Origin of the sequence: Novosphingobium sp. Gsoil 351, from assembly GCF_009707465.1 — a bacterium.
Lineage (GTDB): Bacteria > Pseudomonadota > Alphaproteobacteria > Sphingomonadales > Sphingomonadaceae > Novosphingobium.
Genome location: NZ_CP046120.1, coordinates 3755471 through 3774539 on the forward strand (window position 1 = coordinate 3755471; position 19069 = coordinate 3774539).

Below are 19069 nucleotides of genomic sequence, written 5' to 3' on the forward strand. Positions count from 1 at the left end.
TGGAGACTTAAGCATTCGTCCTTTCGGAACTTTATGACCAAACTGCTGGATCGTTGACAGCCGCTTTGTAGCTTTGCGCGCTTAAGCCGTCGTTCTCGCGCGCATACGTAATTTCCCTCACGTTCCGTTCCGCGGTCCTCCCGAAGCCGGACGGCCGCCCCGGCGGGTCACCATTTCTCCGCAAACGGCCGGATTTCCTGCTCGAACGTCCAGGCGTCGACCGGTTGCCGGTGGAGCGACCAGTAGGCTTCTGCGACCGCCTCGGGCCGCATCAACTGGCCCGGCTCGAGCGCGGCTACCGCCTCGTCTCCGGCACGCTCGCGCAGGCGCTCGCGGACCCATGCGGTGTCGACCCCGGCGTCGATGATCAAATGGGCGACGTGGATGCCCAGCGGCCCAAGCTCGCGTGCCGCGGCCTGAGCGACCGCGCGCAGGCCGAATTTTGCGCTGGCGAAGGCGGCATAGCCCACGCCGCCGCGCAGGCCGGCGGTGGCACCAGTGAAGAAGATCGAACCGGCCTTGCGCGCGAGCATGTGCCGGGCCGCTTCCCGGCCAGCCAGGAATCCGCCGAAACAGGCCATTTCCCATACCTTGCGGAACACGCGTGAGGTGGTCTCGAGCAGAGGGAAATTGACGTTCGCGCCGACGTTGAAGATGCACACCTCGAGTGGGGCGGTTTCTTCGGCCGCGGCGAGGAATGCGACAACTTGCACCTCGTCGCGGGCATCCAGCGCAGCGGTGACGATTCGGCCTCCGCCGGTCTCGATCTCCTGGCGCAGCGGCTCCAGCTTGTCGCCGTTGCGGCGTCCGGCGAACACGATATAGCCCTCGGCGGCGAAGCGCCGAACGATGGCCGCGCCGATGTAGTCGCCCGCGCCGATGACCGCGACACTGGCGTTGCGTGGAGCCGTCACCCCGTCAGTCCGCCCGGCCCAGCGCTATGAAGCGTGTCAGGTGGTAATCCTCGTCGCCCAACTGGTGATTGATCAACACCAGCCGCTTGGCGAAGTGGGTCATCGCCAGTTCCCAGGTCATCCCGATTCCGCCGTGGAGCTGGATCGCCTCTTCGGCGACGAACGTGCCGGTCTTGCCGACGGTATACTTCGCCGCGGAGAGCACGCGTTCGCGATCCGCACCGTTGCGGTCCAGCGCGGCGGCGGCGTTGATCACCGCCGAGCGGGCCTGCTCGATCTCGAGCAAGACCGTCGCCATGCGATGCTGGAGCGCCTGATTGCGCCCGATCGGCTCGCCGAACTGGACGCGCGTGCGCAAGTATTCGACCGTTGCATCGCGGATCACCTCCATCAGGCCGATTCCCTCGGCGCACAGCGCGACCGTGCCAGCCGCCAGCGCTTCGCCGATCAGCGCGCCGCCAGCGCCTTCGTCGCCGACCAGCGCCGAGGCGGGCAGGGCGACGCCGGCCAGCGCGATCTCCGCCGCGCGGCCGCCATCGACGCAAGGGTAGGGGCTGAGGGTCAGCCCATTGGCATCGGCGGGCACCAGGAACAGCGAGACCCCGGCGGGATCGTCGTCCGCGCCCGACGTGCGCGCGGAGACGAGCAGGGCGGCCCCTTCGGCATCGCGGACGACGCTCTTGGCGCCGTTGAGCACCCAACCGTCGCCGTCGCGCACGGCGCGGGTCGTGACATGGGCGCGATCGTACCCGGCGTCCGCTTCGTCATGAGTGAAGGCGACGACCTGCGCGCCGGTCACGACCGCTTCCAGCTCTTCGCCGCGCCCTGCGACCGCGAGCGCACGTCCGCTCATCAGCGCGCTCAGAACCGGTGCGGGAACCAGTCCCCGGCCCAGCGCTTCGAACACCACCATGATGTCGAACCCGCTGCCCCCGAAACCGCCATGCTCCTCGCCGAACAACGCCCCGATGGCGCCCAGTTCGGCGAATTCGGACCACACCGCGGGGTCGTAGCCTGGCGCGGTCTCAGCGAGCCGCGAACGGCTTAGGGGATCGATCCGATCGGCGATGAACCGGGCCAGTGTGTCGGCCAGCATCCGGCGCTCGTCGGAATACGAAAAATCCATTTCATCAGACCTTTACAGCTGAAGAATCATCTTCGATATGATGTTCTTCTGGATCTCGTTCGAGCCGCCGAAGATTGAAAGCTTGCGCAAGTTGAAGTATTGTGGGGTCACCGCCGCCGCACCTTCGGGGCCGACTGCTTCGCCGTTGAAGCCCTCCTCAAGCGCCTCGGGCATGAACGGCTGCGCGTGGGGACCCAACGCGCGGCGGGTCAGCGCGCTGATCTCCTGGCGCAGTTCGGTGCCCTTGATCTTGAGCATCGAGCTTTCCGCTCCCGGTGCGCCACCGCCTGCAACCGCGGCGACGACGCGCAGTGCGGTGGTTGAAAGATTGGCCAACTCGATCTCGGCGCGCGCGATCCTGGCGGCAAATAGCGGATCGTCGAGCAGAGGTTGGCCATTGCGCCGCGCCTTCCCGGCGATCGAGCGCAGCCAGTTCAGCGCAGCGGTCGAAGCCCCGACCGAGGCCATCCCGGTGCGCTCGTAGGTCAGCAGATACTTGGCGTAAGTCCAGCCACGGTTCTCCTCGCCGACCAAATTGGCCACTGGCACTCGGACGTCGCTGAAGAACACCTCGTTGACCTCGTGCCCGCCATCGAGCGTGATGATCGGGCGGACTTCGATGCCGGGGCTGGCCATGTCGATCAGCAGGAACGAGATGCCCTCCTGCCGCCGCTCGCTCTGCCCGGTGCGGACCAGCGCGAACATCATCGTCGCGTGCTGGCCCAGCGTGGTCCAGGTCTTCTGGCCGTTTACGACGTAGTGGTCGCCGTCTCGAATTGCGCGTGTTTTCAACGCGGCAAGGTCGGAACCTGCGCCGGGTTCCGAATAACCTTGGCACCACCAGTCCGACCCGTCCTTGATCCGTGGCAACCAGTGCGCCTTCTGCCCCTCGCTGCCGTACTTGAGCAGCACCGGTGCGAGCATGTTGATCCCGAACGCCAGCGTGCGCGGGGCGTTTGCGAGTGAGGATTCTGAGTTCGACGATATAGCGTTCGACCACCGACCAACCGGTCCCGCCCCATTCGACCGGCCAGTGCGGCACCAGCCAGCCTTTGCGGTTCAGGATCGCGTGCCATTCCTCCTGCTCGGCCTTGTCCAGGTGCTGGCCGAGGCGGATCTTCCGCGCGAACGCGGCGGGCAACTCGGTTGCGTAGAAATCGCGCACTTCGCTGCGGAAGGCCTCTTCGGCGGGGGTGAATTCCAGGTCCATCGTCGCTCTCCCTGGCACTACCGTAGTGGCTGAAATGCCGGTTGCAATGCGCAACGCTTGCCGCCCATGGTGCGAGTCTTGATCCGGAGAGAGCCTGTGGTGAGCGTCCAGTTCCTGTTCGATTTCGGCAGTCCCAACGCTTTCCTCGTCCACCGGGTGATCCCGGCGATCGCGCAGCGGACCGGAGGGAAGTTCGACTACGTCCCGATCCTGCTCGGCGGGCTGTTCAAGCTCACCGGCAACCAGTCGCCCGCGACCGCCTTTGCGGGGATCAAGAACAAGCCCGAATACAACCAGTTGGAGATGCGACGCTTCATTTCGCGCCACGGCATCGCCGATTTCGTTTTCAACCCGTACTTCCCGATCAACACCCTGCAACTCATGCGCGGCGCCGTGGCAGCCCAGGAACTCGGTCTCGCCCAGCGCTATGGCGATGCAATCTTCGACGCGATGTGGACCAAGGGCCTCGACATGGGCCAGCCCGAAATCGTCGCGGCCGAGTTGGCCGGGGCGGGGCTTCCCGTCGAGCAACTGTTGAGCCTGTCGCAGACGCCCGAGGTGAAACAGCGCCTGCTCGACAACACCCAGGCCGCGTTCGCCAGCGGCGCTTTCGGCAGCCCGAGTTTCCTGGTCGGCGACGAACTGTATTTCGGCAAGGACCGCCTGGGCGAGGTCGAAGAGGAAATCGTCCGGGTATCGGCGCAGGGCTGATGGTGCCGGCTGCAGGAATAGAACTCGCGTCCAGCCACGTAAATTGGTGTCTATAGGAGTCCATAAAAGGCACGCAATATCGTGCATTTCTGGGTAAGCGGTCCATACACGTCTATTGACAGCTAGCGAAAGGACGCCGATTGTGTGGGAACTGACGTGGGTTCCGGCGGAGACGATCTATGGGCAAGCTTACCGATCTGAAGGTCAAAAGCGCGAAGCCCGGCGTTCACGGCGATGGCGCGGGACTCTACTTGAGGGTCAAGCCTAGCAACGCGAAGAGCTGGGTCCTTAGGGTTCAACACATGGGTCGGCGGGAGGACATTGGGCTTGGCGGATACCCAGCCGACCTGTCCTTGGGCGAGGCTCGCGAGAAGGCTGCCCGGTTGCGAAAGCTGGCACGGGCGGGCGTCGATGCGCGGGCCGAACGTGACCGCGCGAAAGTGCGCATCCCCACCTTTGCCGAGGCGATGCTCGAAGCCCATGCCGAATTGTCAAAGGGGTCAGGCTGGTCGTCGAAGACCGCTGTGGATTTCAAGAAATCCCTCAACGATCATGTCGTGCCGCGGATTGGAAATACCCGCATCGATTTCGTGCATTCCGATCAGATCATTGCCGCGCTCTCTCCAGTTTGGACGGTCAAGCCTGAGCTGGCCAAGAAGCTTCGCATCCGAATTATGCAGGTGCTCCAGTTCGCCAAGGCAAAGCGCTGGCGAACCGACGCCCTACCGCTGCCGAGGGAAATCAGCGGCGGTCTCGCGAAGCAAGCCCCCGGCAAAAATTACGCGGCGATGCCGTTCGCCGATGTTCCCAGCTTCGTCTCGGGCGAACTCTCCAAACAAGAGACGCCCGGTCGGCTGGCTCTCCTCTTCACGATACTGACTGCCGCTCGCAGCGGCGAAGTCAGGTTCGCTCGCTGGGATCACATCAACGTCGACGCTCACACGTGGACACGCCCGGCAGACCTCATGAAAATGAAGACTGCGCATGTCGTGACGTTGTCAGAGGCCGCCGTGGCGGTACTAGGCCGCGCTGCCGAACTTTATGGCCGCGAAGGCCTGATCTTTCCCGGCGCGACCAAGGGCAAGCCCCTGAGCGATATGACGCTTACGCGCGCCATGCGGCTCGCCGATCGCCAGGAGACAGTGCACGGTTTCCGCAGTGCCTTCCGCGACTGGGCCGCGGAGAAGATGCCGACCGTCCCGGCCATGGTCGCCGAGATGGCGCTGGCGCATAAGGTCGGCACGGCGACCGAGCAGGCTTACCTTCGCTCCGATCTTCGCGACATGCGGCTCTCCCTGATGAACGCTTGGGGTCGCTTCGTTGCTCCATCGCTATCGCCGGGCGGGAGCAACGTGGTCGAGATGTCGTCTGCCGCGGCGGCCTAGGGCCGGAGTTCTTACTGCGAGCAGATCAGGGTCGCCCCAGATCTAAGGAGCGGTGGCATGAAATGGAACTGGATGGTGGCCGGCACTGCATGGGCGGGCATCGTCGCGCTAGCGTGGTGGCTCGCTGATCGGCGGATTGAGCGCGACTTATTCGGCAACGCCGAAAGCGTGGCTCAAGTCGCGACCCGCGATAACGTGCTGATATGGGGAGGCTCGATCCCGCTGGCGCTGTTCGTCCTGCTCACTATCGCGGGGCGCGCTCGGATGATCCAGCCCGGCCTTCGCTGGCCGCGGCGCCGTTCCGCCAGCCGGGGGCTATTGCCGTTGGAACGCACAAAGACCTAGGTACTTAAAGCGAGTCGGGGCAGAGTCCTCCAAATGGCAGGGCGGAGCTCGCCCTAGCCTGCAACTCTTCGTCGGGCGCGTGCCGGCCACGCCAGTACAATTTTGGCGACACGGCGGAGGCTTCAGCCCCCGACCCACTGATATGCAAATACGGAGCGGATGGCCCCGTCCGTGATACAGGATTTGCGCGCATGACAGTATCTGGGCCGATGCATCGGTATTCTGTACCGCCTGACTAGGCCGCGATCGTGTAGGCGGGTCAACACGCGGTTTGCCGATGAAATGGGAATGCAACCGGTGCAAACGAAGTCTCGCAGCACGAGGACGCATTCCGCTTCGACCAGCATCTTGATCACGACGTCTTGCACGTAGGGCTCGTTCAGCCAGCCCGATAAGTTGGCGGCCTTACCGTGCACTGCCGCCTCTGAACCACCGCATTAGGCGCGCCAGGCGGGCGCACAACCAAGTCCAAGGCGTTGCGAGCGCCTGGCGCCAGCTTTCCTCCCTTGCGGCTCGCTCTGCCGCCAGGATCGCGCCACAGACCTTTAGGGAGCGGGGCTCCACGGAGCGTCGGGTAGGCTTGGCCGGCGGTAGATAATAGAACGCGCCGGGCAGGGCGTCGGCCCCGTCATCTCCGTGAACCGGCGTCGCGATTGCCGCGTAGGGGTCGCTCATTGTCGCACCCGGGGGGCGCCATCCATGCCCACGAAGCGAGCGCCGACCGGAAGCCGAGCGGCTTCCTCAACCGACAGCCGATTGCCGCTCGCTGCACTGCGCGCGGCCTCCTGCTTTTGCCACGCCCCGCGTTGCTTGTGGGCCTTGATCGAATTGGCCACCGCATCGACGGCGTTGCCGGAACGCTGAAAATTGTATGCCGCGCCGGCGCGAATGCTGGTCTTCATTGCATCGGTCGGATTGAGCCCCGACACCTCGAGCTGGTTCTTGACCTCTTCATCGACCATATCCTGCTCTTTGGATGTCATCCGCTTCGGCGGCTTGTCTGCTGCCGCGGCGGCAGCGCCACCCTTGCCGGGCTTCGCGGGAGCGACCGTGTTCTGGAGCGAAAAGTGCCAGCCGCCCAACGGCTTGCCGTTCGGGCCGCGCTTGCCGCGCTCGTCCCGCGCGTCGATGACGCGGATGCCGGGGTGGTCGCGCTCATACTTGGCGGCCGCCTGCTCGACAGTGCATCCTGGGATTGGGTCGAAGTCGTAGCCCTGCACGCCCGGCTTGTTGCCAAGGTGGTCGGAATTCTCGACGCCGCCGACTGCGCGATTGTGCTCGACCGAGCGCCACCCGCTGTTCATCTTCGTGCCAGGGAACGACTGCGCGATCGTGTCGAACGACGGCGCAGGCCCGACGCTCTTGGCGTCGACGGCATAGCGGCGATCGCCCGACGTGGTGACGGTGCGGAAGTTGCTGGCACGCGCGCTGCTGTCCGCCGCGTAGCGGCTAGAGCCCGCCTGGATATTGGCGACCGGGACGTCGTCGCGGTTGTTGATGGTGGCGACACCGAGCGCGGTCTTATTCTTGGCGTCGTAGCCCTGCGCGGCAATCTCGTCGGCACGCTCGGGGGTGATCGCGAAAGCCGCGCCTGGCGTGTTCCCCTGCGCGATAAGCCCGCGCCGCGCCATCTCGTCACCGCCGAAGAAGCTGGCGAGCGATCCGACGATCTTGGTCGGGTCGACCTTGTCGCCGTTCATCTGCGCCATCGACGCGATCAGCGGGCCGAGATTGCTGCGGAACTGCTCGTCGTCGGTCGGGACCGGCGGGCGCGTCCCGACGCCATCGAGAAACGTCGGATCGTCCAGCGACGGCACGGCCTGCGGCGGCGCCTGAAGCCGGGCGATCAATTCCGGCAAGCCCTGCTGCGCGGCGTTCGCGGTGTCGAGCACGGTGGCCTGACTGCCATAAACGCGCGCGTGGGCGCGGTTCTCCTCCGCCTGCGCGGCAAGAGCGTCAGCCTTCGCGCGTTCCTGCGCTTGCTGCGCGGCAGCCTGCGGATCGCCGAAGATCGCGCGGACCAGGCTCGAGCCGATGGCCGCGGTGGGATCCTGGTAGTGGAAGTTCGGGGCGCGGGGCATCGGCAGTCTCCTATGGGCGAGGCAACGGACAGGTGAGGTCGATCGTGGGTGTTGCCGGCGCGGCTTGCTCCTTGCCGCGCCGACCCAGGTCGCCCGCTACCGGATAAGGATAAGTCCGCGTCGTCCGGTCGTCTTTTCCCAACGTCGCCGCGCATCCCACAGACCCTCTCCTTGGCGCAGGTGCACGGTGTGGTTGGAAACGTAGTCGGGGCTGATCGATAATTTTCTGGTCATGGTTGCTCCACCGGCGGTCGATCGCTGTTAAGTAAGAGACGACGGGCTGGAAGCCGTCTTCTCTCTTAAGCGGCAACGGCAATGGCAATTGCATTGATTTCAATGGTTTAGCCTGCCTGCCGCATCCGACGTTGCCGCCGCCTCTGGCAACGCCAAATCTCCTTAAGTCGTTGAATTTCCGCGACCCGCGATCCCTGCTCCCGCCGGTTGCCGCATTGCCAAAATGGGGGCTGGCAACGCTGCAACTGCTTGGGGGGTTAGCTCTAGTTGGCACCTTGCTCGTCCTCAGGGGGCGCGATAATCTGCAACCCGTCCGGCCCATCGCAAATCCGGCCAGAGGCTATGAGTGCGGCCACCGCGTTTCGGATTGCGCCGCGGGAAAGATCTGCCAGCTCCGGAAGTTTCGCTTCCCACAGTTCCGACTTGCCAGTCCTGCGGACGATTTGCCCATGCGCGACGCGGGTTCTCAGAACCCCCAACACCCGCGCAGCGTCAGCTTCCATCGAACGGGACACGGGGGCCGGCGACTCGCTGGCGATAGGCTCAAGCCGCAAAGTAGCCGAGTTCCTCTTGAACAACTTACCTTGTTTCACGGGCGCCCAGAGCGCTTGAGATGGCGGAAAATTCTGTTTGACGATCCCGACCATGGTCGTTTCGAGACCACGATCGAGCATGCCAATCACAATTCTCGCTCGATCGATGCTGGCGCCGCCGCCCCGCGTCGCCCAGTCGAAGTCTCCCAAGGAGGTAAGCTTCCGTTTTGATTTAACGACGTGGTGCGCGAGCAGTACCCCGCATCCCTTGCGAACAATGAAGTCATTGAACCTATTGTAGAAGCTCGATAAATCTGAGTTGTCGGTCTCGCGCCCTTCGAGAAACACTGTCACTGGCTCGACAATAAGGAGAGCGATTTCCGGTATCCGCTCAATGATTTTGAATACGTAATCGAGTGTCTTACCGCGAGCGTCGATGACGAACCCACAAGCCGGGCCGTGTTCTTCCTCGAAATAAGACTCGCGGTCACTGATGATGCTCTCGGCGTCTTCGCCGCTCACGGTTACCACCACTCCACGTGCCGAGACCGCAGTACCGAGAAACATGCGTGGCGCGTCGCTTTCGCTATCAATCACAGCCGCCAGCTCGGTCAGGAGCGTAGATTTTCCGGTCTCGTGCTCAGCTACCAGGAGTCCTAGCGCTCCTTTGGGGACCAGGCCCGGCACGAGCCACTCAATCGGCTGATTGCCGGTCGTGCGCTCTTCGGCGGAACCAACCATGCCGAACAGCTCAATATCGCCGCCGGATCGGGTCCATCGCTTCATAATTCTCGCGAGTGTCGAGCCCGGAAGGCACCGTCGGGCCAGCCAATCGTCGCGCTCCTCGGCCGGCAACGGCGCCAGCTCGCTGTTGACCTCGTCGCACCACAGACCAGGCGCGATGCCTTGGCGAGCAGCGTTGAAAAGTATTGTCGCATTGATGGGCCGGACGAAGGGGCGAACTGTTAGCTCCTTGCCGGGCATCGCGGCGAGCTTGACGGTGAATTCCGGGAAATCCCCGAGAGCGACAAGATCTTCGGGGGCGTCGTCCTTACGGTGCACGACGTAGAATTCGGGGCCGCCTCCGAAGTCGTCGCGCTGGCCGTCCAATAGGCTCTCCGCGAGGTTTCCGGCGCACATGAGCCCCAGGCTCGCATAGTGGGAAACCCACGGTCTGAGCGCGGCCAGGGCTTCCAACTCTACCTGCTTGATCAAGAGGGCGTTCGTTTCGTCGTCGTCGTGCAGGTCCCAACCCTGCGGATCGTGCCAGCTTTCGATTTCGCCAGAGCCGTCTTCAAAATTGATCCCAATGCCCAGCACATGGAAGTCCTCGTCGGGCTCCGCGAGGGCTGCCTCCGCGGCGACGAAGCGCTCCATGTCGAAGGCACCCCGCGTTGTCGGGCCAACATCGTCCCTCACGCCGCAATCGCCTTGATTGGCAGCGCCGCCAGCCACCGATCTTGCTCGACCCGCGCGATGAGGGTGCGGCGCCCGGCCTTGCGGGCGACCAGCCGACCGGCCGCAAGCTCGACGTAGAGTTGCGCCCGGCATATTCCGAGCCGCTTGGCGGCCGCGGCCGGATCGTCCGCAATAGGCTCTACCAAGTCCAAGTTCATCGCTGTCACGCTCCAGCCACTGTGTGTGGCAACGCATAGGCAACGTTGGAATGAATGAGAATACGATGTCGGAACTAACGTAGTGGTCGTAACTTCCTAAGTCTTGGAAGATCGCCAGATATTTATTTTCGTTACGCTCCACGAAATCTCGTCATATATCCAGAGCGGGATGATAGTTACTACAACTTGGGGGAAATAGGGTTCGGCGCCAGAAAATTAGAGCGGGACGCCGGGATCGAAAATGGCGGTGCGCTCGCGGGTGGGGTCGGGGGGTGGGCCGGGCCGCGCGGTGACAGCAGCCACCCTGCCAGGCCAGCCGCCCCGCCACCTCGGGAGCGCGCGGCGCCTGTGCTCCGTCGCGCCACGCGCCCCTACCGTCCTCACCGCCCCTCTAGCCATGCCGGGGGGCGAAACGGCCTGGCAAGCGCACCATGAAAATAAATGTCGTACCGCTCCGGGCAGATAGTTGGCCGCTTCTTCCGATGTGTCGGACGGTCCTCGCGCGACGGCCTCTGCCCAGCCTCAGTAGGTTCCGATAGGCTCCGCTTTGTTGGCTGGCGTCGGTCGGCATAGCCAGGTTTGACAGACGATCTGTAACCGCTTCACCGTCCGCCTGGCGCCGACCTACGGCGCGCAGGAGCACCGACATGACCGCAACCATCATCCAATTTCCGACCTACGAAGAGCGCGACGCCACCGAGTTCGAGCGCTTTGGTACGTCCAGTTACACACGGGCCAACGACGAAGGCCGCGCGCTCTTGTGTGAAGCGTGGGCGTCGAAGGATCGCTCGCCGTTGGGGGTGCGTGTTGCTGCGTTCACCGGGTTGGTCGAGCGGCTGGCGATCGGCAGGCCAGAGATGGTCGAAGAGTTCGTCGTGATCGATGGCGTGGGCAAGTTCGAGCTGCGCGCCATCCCGCCGCTGCTGGCGGCGATGCTCGCGGCGGCATAGCGTTAGGAGCGGAGCCCCGCCCCAAGCCGGGCTGGGCGCACCCGTGGCTTCGCGTCGCGCCGCGCGGGCGGAGGCCGGCTTCTGGATGGTCCTATCTTAGGAGCCAGCAGTTGTTTTTATATAACTGAAACGATGCAGTTTTTACGATGGATCAGTTGCTGGCTCCCACAGAAGCGCCCACTTCATTGCATCTATAAGGGCGCCAAGCAATCTGGCTGCTCAAAGAGATTGCTGCCGAGACGGTCGGTGCGCGGCTAAGGGGCCCCAAAATTCCCGGTTGCCGAGTGGACCGGCAGTGACGAAGAACGCGAAGCGCGGTTACAAAGGCACGCAATAGGCAGAGAGCGCGCCAGACCCGTGAATGGACCCGTCCGGTCCAATGGTGACTTGATTTTGCCGAGCGATTGCTTGCCGGGCTCGCTCGCACTGGGCTGCGTTCGGATAGTTAATCCGTGTCATGTTGCGTGGGCCCGTGATGATCAGCGTGTAGGCCGCTTTGAGCCGGTGCTTCGTTACCGACTCCCGCTCCGCCACGGGGGTGAGTGCAACCGCCAGGGCAAGCACCATGCTCATTCATCACCTCGTCGTCCGCCAACGGCCGCGCGATCCTGATTGAGTGCAAACAGCCTGGCAAGGATTTCATCATCGGAAAGCGGCCCAGCGCGCCAGTCATCACCCCAGCCGTAGGCATCGGCAACCGCCTGGTCGAGCGCGGCGTGGGCGTTGGCGAGCCACTGCGGGCGGGCGTTGTAGAGGTTGGTCAGGGTGCGCTTCTTCAGCTCCTTCGCCGCCGCATCGCCCACCGGCACGATGCGGTCCGGATAGCCGGGGACGAAGTCGGGCACACGCACGATCAGGTCCGCTGGGTTGAGCCAGGCTTCCCGTAGCTCGTTCAGCCGCACCGCCGCGGCTGCGATGGCCTGCGCGCGCGGATCAGCGGCATAGGCGGCGGCGGGGAGGTCAGGGGTGAGGCCCTTGGGGAAGGGGAAGGTCTCGAAGGTCGTCGAGGGTGTATAGCGCGGGCGGTCTTCGAGCGATGTACCCATGCGCAGCGCCCAGAGTTCGTGAAATCGCGAATGCAGAATGCCGAAGCTGGTGTCGTCGTCCCGCGCGATGGCGATAACTGTTTGATGCGGCTGAACCGTCGGCGCCAGCCAAACAAAGATCCTGTGCTTCGCCACTTGTGACGTGGCTATATAGCGTGACAGCGGATCGATCGCGCCGAAGAAGGCTGCGCCGCTCCGACCGAGCCGCCACCACTTTTCGCGCCTTTGGCGGTCGTTAGATCGAAGTCGCTCAGGTTTGACCGTCTTCAAGACATACTCAAATGGAGCTTCGAACAAACTGGCTTCCGCCTCTGACGCGTCTCGAAAATTGATGACCCACTTGTTACGTGGTCTGGTCGTTAAATCCTGACCATTGCGGAGCGGCAGCAAGACAGCCGCATTGGTTCGTCCGTTTGGGTTCTGTGGCCTGCGAAGCCAGTCTCCTGCAAGACTCTCGTCTATGTCGAAGTTGCCCACGAGGACGGGTCCTTGAAAGCTAATTCCTAAGTTTGATGGAATGCGCGCGGCACTGGATGCATCTACATCTGCGGCGTCACTCCGCAGTGAGGCAGAAATCCGATGGCTAAATTGACCATCAAGCCTGCCAAATTCCTCGATCTGCAAGTCGAAGCAAACCAGCGACACCCGCACCGCTGCCCCTTCAACGGTCCACCCCTCGTCGCTCCACGCATCGAATATCCGGCCATCCTCGACAATCGGCTTGAGCACTTCGCGGTTCGCGCCGCCACGAATGCTGTTGGTGGCGACCAGCCCGGCTCGCTGCAACTTCCCTGCCACGATCATCGCCCAAGCCTTCGCGAACCAGTAGCAAACCAGATCGACGCCGCCGGGAACTTCGGGCCAAGCATTGCGCAGCGCGCGGGTGTAATCCTCGCCCAACTCGCCGATCATCTTCTTGTTGCCCAAAAACGGCGGGTTGCCGATCACCACATCGGCGCTCGGCCATTCCGCGCGCGTGCCATCGTCGTTCAGCACCGCGTCCCTGCACTCGATCGTCTCCAGCGGACGCAGGATCGGGTTCTTCGCCACGGGAAAGCCGTTGCGGTTCATCCATTGGATTTCGCCGATCCACACCGAAACCCGCGCCAGTTCCGCGGCGTAGGGGTTGAGTTCGATCCCGAGAACGCACTCCGGCCCCACCCGCGGGAAGCCGCGTGGCAGGCCTAGCGCCTCAGCATCGAGGTTGGCGCGGTGCTCGATGTCCTTGAGCGCGCGCAGCGCGACGTAAAGGAAGTTGCCTGAGCCGCATGCCGGATCGAGCACGAGGAAGTTGGCCAGACGCTCGACGAACGCGCTGTGGACCGCCTCAGCCTCGGCCAGCGCCTTGGTCCGCTTCGCCAACTCGGCCCCGCGCAGCAGCTTGTCCTTGGTCTGGCGCGGCGCGCTTTCGACCAGTGCAGTCATCCGTGCCAGAGCCTCGGCCCACTCGGCTTCCAGCGGGTCGATGATCACCGGCTGGACGATCAGCATGATCTTGGCACGGTCGGTATAGTGCGCGCCCAATTGGCTGCGCTTGGCCGGGTCGAGCCCGCGCTCGAACAACGTGCCAAGGATCGAAGGATCGATTTGCGACCAGTCACGCCGGGCCGCTTTGAGCAGTTGCTCGATGTCGTCGCCACTGACCGGCAGGACATGGTCGTCCTCGAACAGCCCGCCGTTGAACCAGTCAATCGCGGTGAAGCCGACCTTTCCGCCCTTGCTGGCCATCGCCCCAAACAGCGTCCGCGCGTTCCCGGCGAACTCATCCCGATCGCGGCGGCTGACTTCGAGCATCTTCGTGAACAGCTTGTCGGGCAGCAGGCCGACGTCTTCGGCGAACATGCAGAACACCAGCCGGTTGACGAAGTGCGCCACCTGATGGGCATCATGGCCGCGCTCGCGGAGCCGCTGGGCGAGTCCGGCGAACTCGGCGGCAGTTTCCTCGGTCAGCTCTTGGCGGGTCTTCTTTGGCTTGAACTCGTCGGGATCGGTGAATGCCGCCTTCAGCCGCTCGCGCTGCGCGGCGTCGAGCAGGTCGTCGAGCGTGAATTCGTGGACCTCCTGCACCGTGTTGGTGAAATTGGTGTGGATGCGGATGCGGTCCATGTCCGACACGATCAGCAACGGCGGGTTCTCTAGCGCGACGCTGTATTGCAGAAGCTGGTTGAACGCCGCCTTCAGGTCCTTGCGCGGCCCCTTGTATTCCCAGGCGAAGCAGCCCCGCCGCCAGACATCGGCCCAGCCGTCGCCACCGCTGGTCTTGTTCGCCCCCTTCTCGAATGCAAACCATTCGCCCAACGGATCGGCGGAGATCGGGTCCAACACACCCAGCAGCGCACACAGGTCGTTGAAGTGGCTTTGCGACGCGCTGCGCTCTTTGAGTTCGTTGCCGCGCCATTTGGCGGTGAAGGCATGCGGAGTCATCACCGAGGCTGATAGCCGCTGGACATGCGGGAGCCGAGCCCAAACCGCTTGTTGGCTTTATCCGCCTTGTTTGACGACTGAGCCCACCAGTGACCCGGGCCGAATTCAACCAAGGCGATCACACAGGCTCCGACCCCACGTCATCTGCATCCCCTTCATTGACCAAGTCATCTCCGGCCGGCAGACCGGGCTCTTCAATGTCTATGCCATAAGAGCGTATCTTCTTGGCACGCATCGGCGACTTTGCGGCGATTTTTCGGAGTGCCTTAAGAGAGGCCTCGTCGATCAACTTGCTCCCCTCGTGATGGGAGTGGGCTAGTACGCGAATTGTCTCAATTGAGCGCCGCACTTCTTTGCCCTTCAAGCTTTCAAACAAACGCTCGAAATCCTCGGGGCTTTGTTTAGCCATAAGAGCCACGTCAGCGTCGTTCCAACCGCGCCCTTCTCCGATTGACCGGAGCACGTCGAGCGGGTTTCGCTCGTCGACATAAGCTGCACGGCGCTTCTCAAAAGCTTGCCGCAGCGCCGGATCGAGCCTGTCATCTGCGCTAAAGTGATGATTTCCTATATTGAAGAACTCCGGTTTTGCATCATTATGAGCGGACACATATGCCGCTATGATCTCATCCGCCTGCTGTTCTCGGCCTTCCTCTCGAAGCACCCTGATCGCACTATTAATATTTACGGGAGTTATCGAATCAGCTTCTGAGATAGAGCTCGTATAAAGAGCGTCAAGAAATTCCCCATCGTCGACGGAAAGAGAACCGTGATACATATCCTGCCATACGCGGGTAAACTCGCTGTCGCGGGCATGAGCTTTGTGTTCAGCCGCCAGGACCAATGCCGCTTTTTTTAATTCTTCATCTTGAAAGTACCCTGCTTCAGCACCGTCTATGATTATCTCGTCGATTGAACTCACAAATGAGAATGGATAGTCAGCAACTATCTTGCGGAAGCGCTCAGTTTCCTCGTCCAGGGGTTCGCGTCCTGCCCGCATCGTCAAGCTGAGCTCATTGTAACCACGGATCAATGCCAAATTCGGAGCAATTTTTGGCTGCTGCACAGCCCAGCTGGCTAACGCCAAGGTTGCAACTGCCTCGTTCACTAGAGTATCTTCGTGGTCTGAGAGAATGTCTATTAAACGGGTTGCAAGCCGTTCTATTTTCTTAATGACTCGAATGTTGGTTATGCCGAGGTGTATAATGAGCGGGGCGAGCACTTCGGCCGTGCGGGTGGCGGTTGATAGCGCAATGCGGACGGCCTCTTCGCGCGATGGATCGAAAAGCAGCGTTGTGTCAGCAACCTTCTCTAGCTGGCGATTGAACTCATCGCGATCGTCAAGCTCCTCGTCATTGAGAAGGAGTACCACCTTGCAGGCCCGCTCCTCCTTCAGAAATGATGCGATGCCGAGGAATTCGCGGGCTCCAAGGCCAGAACCAGCGCGTTCGAGATCGTCGAGGCACACGATTTGTCGCCGCACCAGCAGGAATGCAGACTTCGCTAATAAATCAGTGACGCCCCTTCGATTGAAAGCCGCAGCGGTCCACTCGACTAACTTCCCCAACTTTCGAACCGAGTCGAGTTCTTGAACTAGATCGCGAAACGTATTTTCGTTGGCGTCCTTTCCGATATTTGCACCAGATACTGTTTTCTCGAAAACTGCATAGCGGAGGTCGTCAAGAGAGTTAAGGCCGAAGAGAGAGACATAGGCGTACCGGTCTAATTTAAGTGTCTCGGCTTGGACCGCGGAACTAAGGAATGCGCGCCAGCCATAAGTTTTGCCAACGCCCCACTTCCCCTTGATACACAGCACCTCCGGAGCATCGGTAGACAGGAACCGGCGAATTTCGTTTTCGATATGCGCTAGCGACAACCTCGTACCCCTCGATCCTGTCGCCGGCCGCGTGGACGGCTGGTACACCTTGGGCCAAATAGAAGTCAGCAGGAACAGGCAAGAGGTATCACCTAGAAACGTCGGATGCAGATTTGAGCCACGAAGCGACGGGCGACCGCCTCACGAGCAGCCAGAATGGGCACAAACTATCGCAAGACTAGGGCTCAAGTGTGGGAGCCATGCTAGTTCACCGCGAAAAACGCGTTCACTTTCAATAAGTTGATGTTCGGCAATGGTGCCGGCTGCAGGAATCGAACCCGCGACCCCCTGATTACAAATCAGGTGCTCTACCAACTGAGCTAAGCCGGCGCTTGTCGCCCCATGCGTCAGCGCGCGCCGAAGGTCCAGCCTTCGGTGTGGCGGACCGCGTCGAGACCGGGTGGGTTCCACAGCGCGGGATCGTGCGCGACGGCGCGCAGCCACGCGGCGGTAAGGATCGCGTCGGTGCTGTGATCGTCGTAGCGCGCCAGCGGAGCGTGCGGATGGCTTCCCAGTCGCACCAGTGTGGCATCAAGACTCACGCCATCGCGCAGCTTGCTGCGTCCCTTTCGCACCCCGGCGGCGCGTGCGGCGATCGAGGTGTAGATTTCGACGATCAGCGGGCCCCGTTCGGGCACCGGATCGAACGGCCACACGGGAACCCGTCCGGCGAGTCGATGGAGCACGCGCATCCCCGTCAGGCTCGACTTGCCGACTTGCGCCGCGCCAACGAGGTTGAAGCAACTGACCGGCGAGACCCCGCACAGGCGTTGGCGATGCTCGACCGCGCGAAAGCGTCCCGCGCCTCCGCCAAACCATGCTCCCTCGCGACCGCCGTGACGACGGAAATGCGGTGCGAAGTCAACGTGATCGGCGAAGGTGCTGGCACCGAGGTGAGGTTCTCCGGCGCAGGTATCGTCGACTAGCTTCCACAGGTTTCGAGCATCGCGCGGTTGAGCCACCGAGCCGGGAAAATATGCATCGGTGTCGGCGAATGGCAGCGCGGGCGAAAGGTCGAGGCCGACGATCATGTCGGTTCCGGTCTCGCCGTGCTCGATCAGCCACTCGAGGATCGCTTCGCGCGACCAGCCCCCGCCCGGCACGATGAGCGTGGGCGCGTTTTTGCCGATCTCGCACCACGCCACGGCGAGCCCCTTGGGTCGCGCCACCGCCTGTCCCGACCAGTCGACGCACGCGAACCGGCTGAACCTACGCACGCTCGCGCCGCAATTTGTCCCAGTACGCTATCCGCTCCGCGACCTGGCGCTCGAACCCGCGTTCGACCGGGCGGTAATAGGTCTGCGGCTCCATCTCCGCGGGCCAGTAGCTCGCGCCCGAAAATCCGTCGTCGGCATCGTGGTCGTAGGCGTAGCCCTGGCCGTAGCCGATGTCCTTCATCAGCTTGGTCGGCGCGTTGAGGATGTTGGCGGGGGGCATCAGGCTGCCGGTTTCCTTCGCGCTGCGCCACGCCGCCCTCTGCGCCATGTAGGCCGCGTTCGATTTGGGCGCGGTGGCGAGGTAGAGGCAGGCCTGGACGATCGCCAGCTCGCCCTCGGGCGAGCCGAGGAACTCGTAGGCGTCCTTGGCGGCCAGGCACTGGACCAACGCTTGCGGATCGGCGAGGCCGACGTCCTCGACCGCGGCGCGGGTCAGACGGCGCAGCACGAACAGCGGCTCCTCGCCGGCGACGAGCATCCGCGCGAGGTAATAGAGGCTGGCCTGCGGATCCGAGCCGCGCAGCGCCTTGTGCAGCGCCGAGATCAGATTGTAGTGGCCCTCGCGGTCCTTGTCGTAGACCGCGACGCGGCGCTGGAGGAACTGCGACAGCCCCGCCGTATCGAGCGGTTGGTCCAATCCAATGTCGAACAGCGTCGCCGCCTGGTTGAGCAGGAAGCGCCCGTCGCCATCGGCTGCGGCGACCAGCGCATCGCGCGCGGCGGCGGTCACCGGCAGCGGCTTGCCGACGTTGGCCTCGGCCTTTTCCAGCAACTGGCACAGCGCCTTGTGATCGAGCCTGTGGAGGATCAGCACCTGCGCGCGGCTGAGCAGCGCGGCGTTGAGCTCGAAGCTGGGATTCTCGGTGGTCGCGCCAATCAGGGTGACGGTGCCGTTCTCGACGAACGGCAGGAAACCGTCCTGCTGGGCGCGGTTGAAGCGGTGAATCTCGTCCACCAGCAGCAGCGTGCGCTGCCCGGCCTTGGCCATCGTCTCGGCCTCAGCGAACGCCTTCTTGAGGTCGGCAACGCCCGAGAAGACCGCCGAAAGCGAGACGAAGCGCATCCCGACGGCATCCGCGAGCAGCCGGGCGATGCTGGTCTTGCCGGTGCCCGGCGGTCCCCACAGGATCATGGACGAGAGCTTGCCCGCCGCAACCATACGCCCGATCGCGCCTTCGGGGCCGGTCAGGTGCTCCTGCCCGACGACCTCGGCCAGGGTCTGTGGGCGCAAACGGTCGGCCAATGGCGCGTCTTTGGACGGCCTATCGGCGGGCTGGTGCGGCAAATCGGCGGCAAACAGGTCGGCCATCGCGGCCCAAGATAGGCGCGATGGAAAAAATTGCATCGGGGCTTGCAGGGCGCCAATAAAGATATATCTTAGTGACATCTTAGATGCATAACGAA

General features: G+C 63.1%; 14 protein-coding genes, 1 tRNA gene and 1 pseudogene. 4 read left to right on the plus strand and 12 right to left on the minus strand.

All coding sequences use genetic code 11. From position 1 onward, the window contains the following. Positions 1 to 167: 167 nt before the first annotated feature. The 4 genes and pseudogenes from GKE62_RS18080 to GKE62_RS19915 form a co-directional block, all read right to left on the minus strand. A complete protein-coding gene (locus GKE62_RS18080; protein WP_154693442.1) occupies positions 168 to 914 on the minus strand; it encodes an SDR family NAD(P)-dependent oxidoreductase in 747 nt (248 codons plus the stop codon). Between the two features lie 4 nt (positions 915 to 918). Continuing rightward, the gene (locus tag GKE62_RS18085) at positions 919 to 2040 is read right to left on the minus strand and encodes an acyl-CoA dehydrogenase family protein (RefSeq protein WP_154693443.1); all 1122 of its coding nucleotides are present in this window, start codon (positions 2038 to 2040) and stop codon (positions 919 to 921) included. A 12-nt stretch (positions 2041 to 2052) separates the two neighbouring features. Beyond that, the gene (locus tag GKE62_RS18090; RefSeq protein ID WP_370516027.1) at positions 2053 to 2964 is read right to left on the minus strand and encodes an acyl-CoA dehydrogenase family protein; all 912 of its coding nucleotides are present in this window, start codon (positions 2962 to 2964) and stop codon (positions 2053 to 2055) included. 112 nt (positions 2965 to 3076) lie between these two features. Next, positions 3077 to 3250, minus strand: a pseudogene (locus GKE62_RS19915) (pimeloyl-CoA dehydrogenase large subunit); the annotation flags it as partial. Positions 3251 to 3349: 99 nt separating this feature from the next. On the opposite strand from GKE62_RS19915, the gene GKE62_RS18095 reads away from it, so the two are divergent. The 3 genes from GKE62_RS18095 to GKE62_RS18105 all read left to right on the plus strand — a co-directional run bounded on the left by GKE62_RS18095 (position 3350) and on the right by GKE62_RS18105 (position 5691). Beyond that, the gene (locus tag GKE62_RS18095) at positions 3350 to 3961 is read left to right on the plus strand and encodes a 2-hydroxychromene-2-carboxylate isomerase (protein ID WP_230206812.1); all 612 of its coding nucleotides are present in this window, start codon (positions 3350 to 3352) and stop codon (positions 3959 to 3961) included. A gap of 179 nt (positions 3962 to 4140) precedes the next feature. Then, a complete protein-coding gene (locus tag GKE62_RS18100) occupies positions 4141 to 5346 on the plus strand; it encodes a site-specific integrase (protein WP_154693445.1) in 1206 nt (401 codons plus the stop codon). A 57-nt stretch (positions 5347 to 5403) separates the two neighbouring features. Next, the gene (locus tag GKE62_RS18105; RefSeq protein ID WP_154693446.1) at positions 5404 to 5691 is read left to right on the plus strand and encodes a hypothetical protein; all 288 of its coding nucleotides are present in this window, start codon (positions 5404 to 5406) and stop codon (positions 5689 to 5691) included. A gap of 671 nt (positions 5692 to 6362) precedes the next feature. On the opposite strand, the gene GKE62_RS18110 is transcribed toward GKE62_RS18105, so the two are convergent. From GKE62_RS18110 to GKE62_RS18120, 3 genes are all read right to left on the minus strand, one after another. Next, the gene (locus GKE62_RS18110) at positions 6363 to 7772 is read right to left on the minus strand and encodes a D-Ala-D-Ala carboxypeptidase family metallohydrolase (RefSeq protein WP_154693447.1); all 1410 of its coding nucleotides are present in this window, start codon (positions 7770 to 7772) and stop codon (positions 6363 to 6365) included. A gap of 497 nt (positions 7773 to 8269) precedes the next feature. Next, entirely contained in the window at positions 8270 to 9916 is a 1647-nt protein-coding gene (locus GKE62_RS18115) for an AAA family ATPase (RefSeq protein WP_195908524.1), read from the minus strand. A gap of 38 nt (positions 9917 to 9954) precedes the next feature. Next, positions 9955 to 10155: a DNA-binding protein gene (locus tag GKE62_RS18120; protein WP_154693449.1), complete on the minus strand. Its 201-nt coding sequence runs from the start codon at positions 10153 to 10155 to the stop codon at positions 9955 to 9957. Positions 10156 to 10802: 647 nt separating this feature from the next. Here GKE62_RS18120 and GKE62_RS18125 point away from each other — a divergent pair. Then, complete coding sequence (locus GKE62_RS18125; protein ID WP_154693450.1) at positions 10803 to 11105, plus strand: hypothetical protein; 303 nt, start codon at positions 10803 to 10805, stop codon at positions 11103 to 11105. A gap of 569 nt (positions 11106 to 11674) precedes the next feature. Here GKE62_RS18125 and GKE62_RS18130 read toward each other — a convergent pair. From GKE62_RS18130 to GKE62_RS18150, 5 genes are all read right to left on the minus strand, one after another. Next, positions 11675 to 14575, minus strand: coding sequence for a DNA methyltransferase (locus GKE62_RS18130; protein ID WP_154693451.1), 2901 nt, complete (start codon positions 14573 to 14575; stop codon positions 11675 to 11677). 118 nt (positions 14576 to 14693) lie between these two features. After that, the gene (locus GKE62_RS18135) at positions 14694 to 16448 is read right to left on the minus strand and encodes a hypothetical protein (RefSeq protein ID WP_154693452.1); all 1755 of its coding nucleotides are present in this window, start codon (positions 16446 to 16448) and stop codon (positions 14694 to 14696) included. 254 nt (positions 16449 to 16702) lie between these two features. Then, positions 16703 to 16778: transfer RNA gene (locus GKE62_RS18140), tRNA-Thr, on the minus strand. A 17-nt stretch (positions 16779 to 16795) separates the two neighbouring features. Further along, positions 16796 to 17665: a hypothetical protein gene (locus tag GKE62_RS18145; RefSeq protein ID WP_154693453.1), complete on the minus strand. Its 870-nt coding sequence runs from the start codon at positions 17663 to 17665 to the stop codon at positions 16796 to 16798. Then, on the minus strand, positions 17658 to 18974 hold the full coding sequence (locus GKE62_RS18150) for a replication-associated recombination protein A (protein ID WP_154693454.1): 1317 nt from the start codon (positions 18972 to 18974) through the stop codon (positions 17658 to 17660). Before GKE62_RS18150 ends, GKE62_RS18145 begins: the two co-directional genes overlap by 8 nt. Positions 18975 to 19069 lie beyond the last annotated feature (95 nt).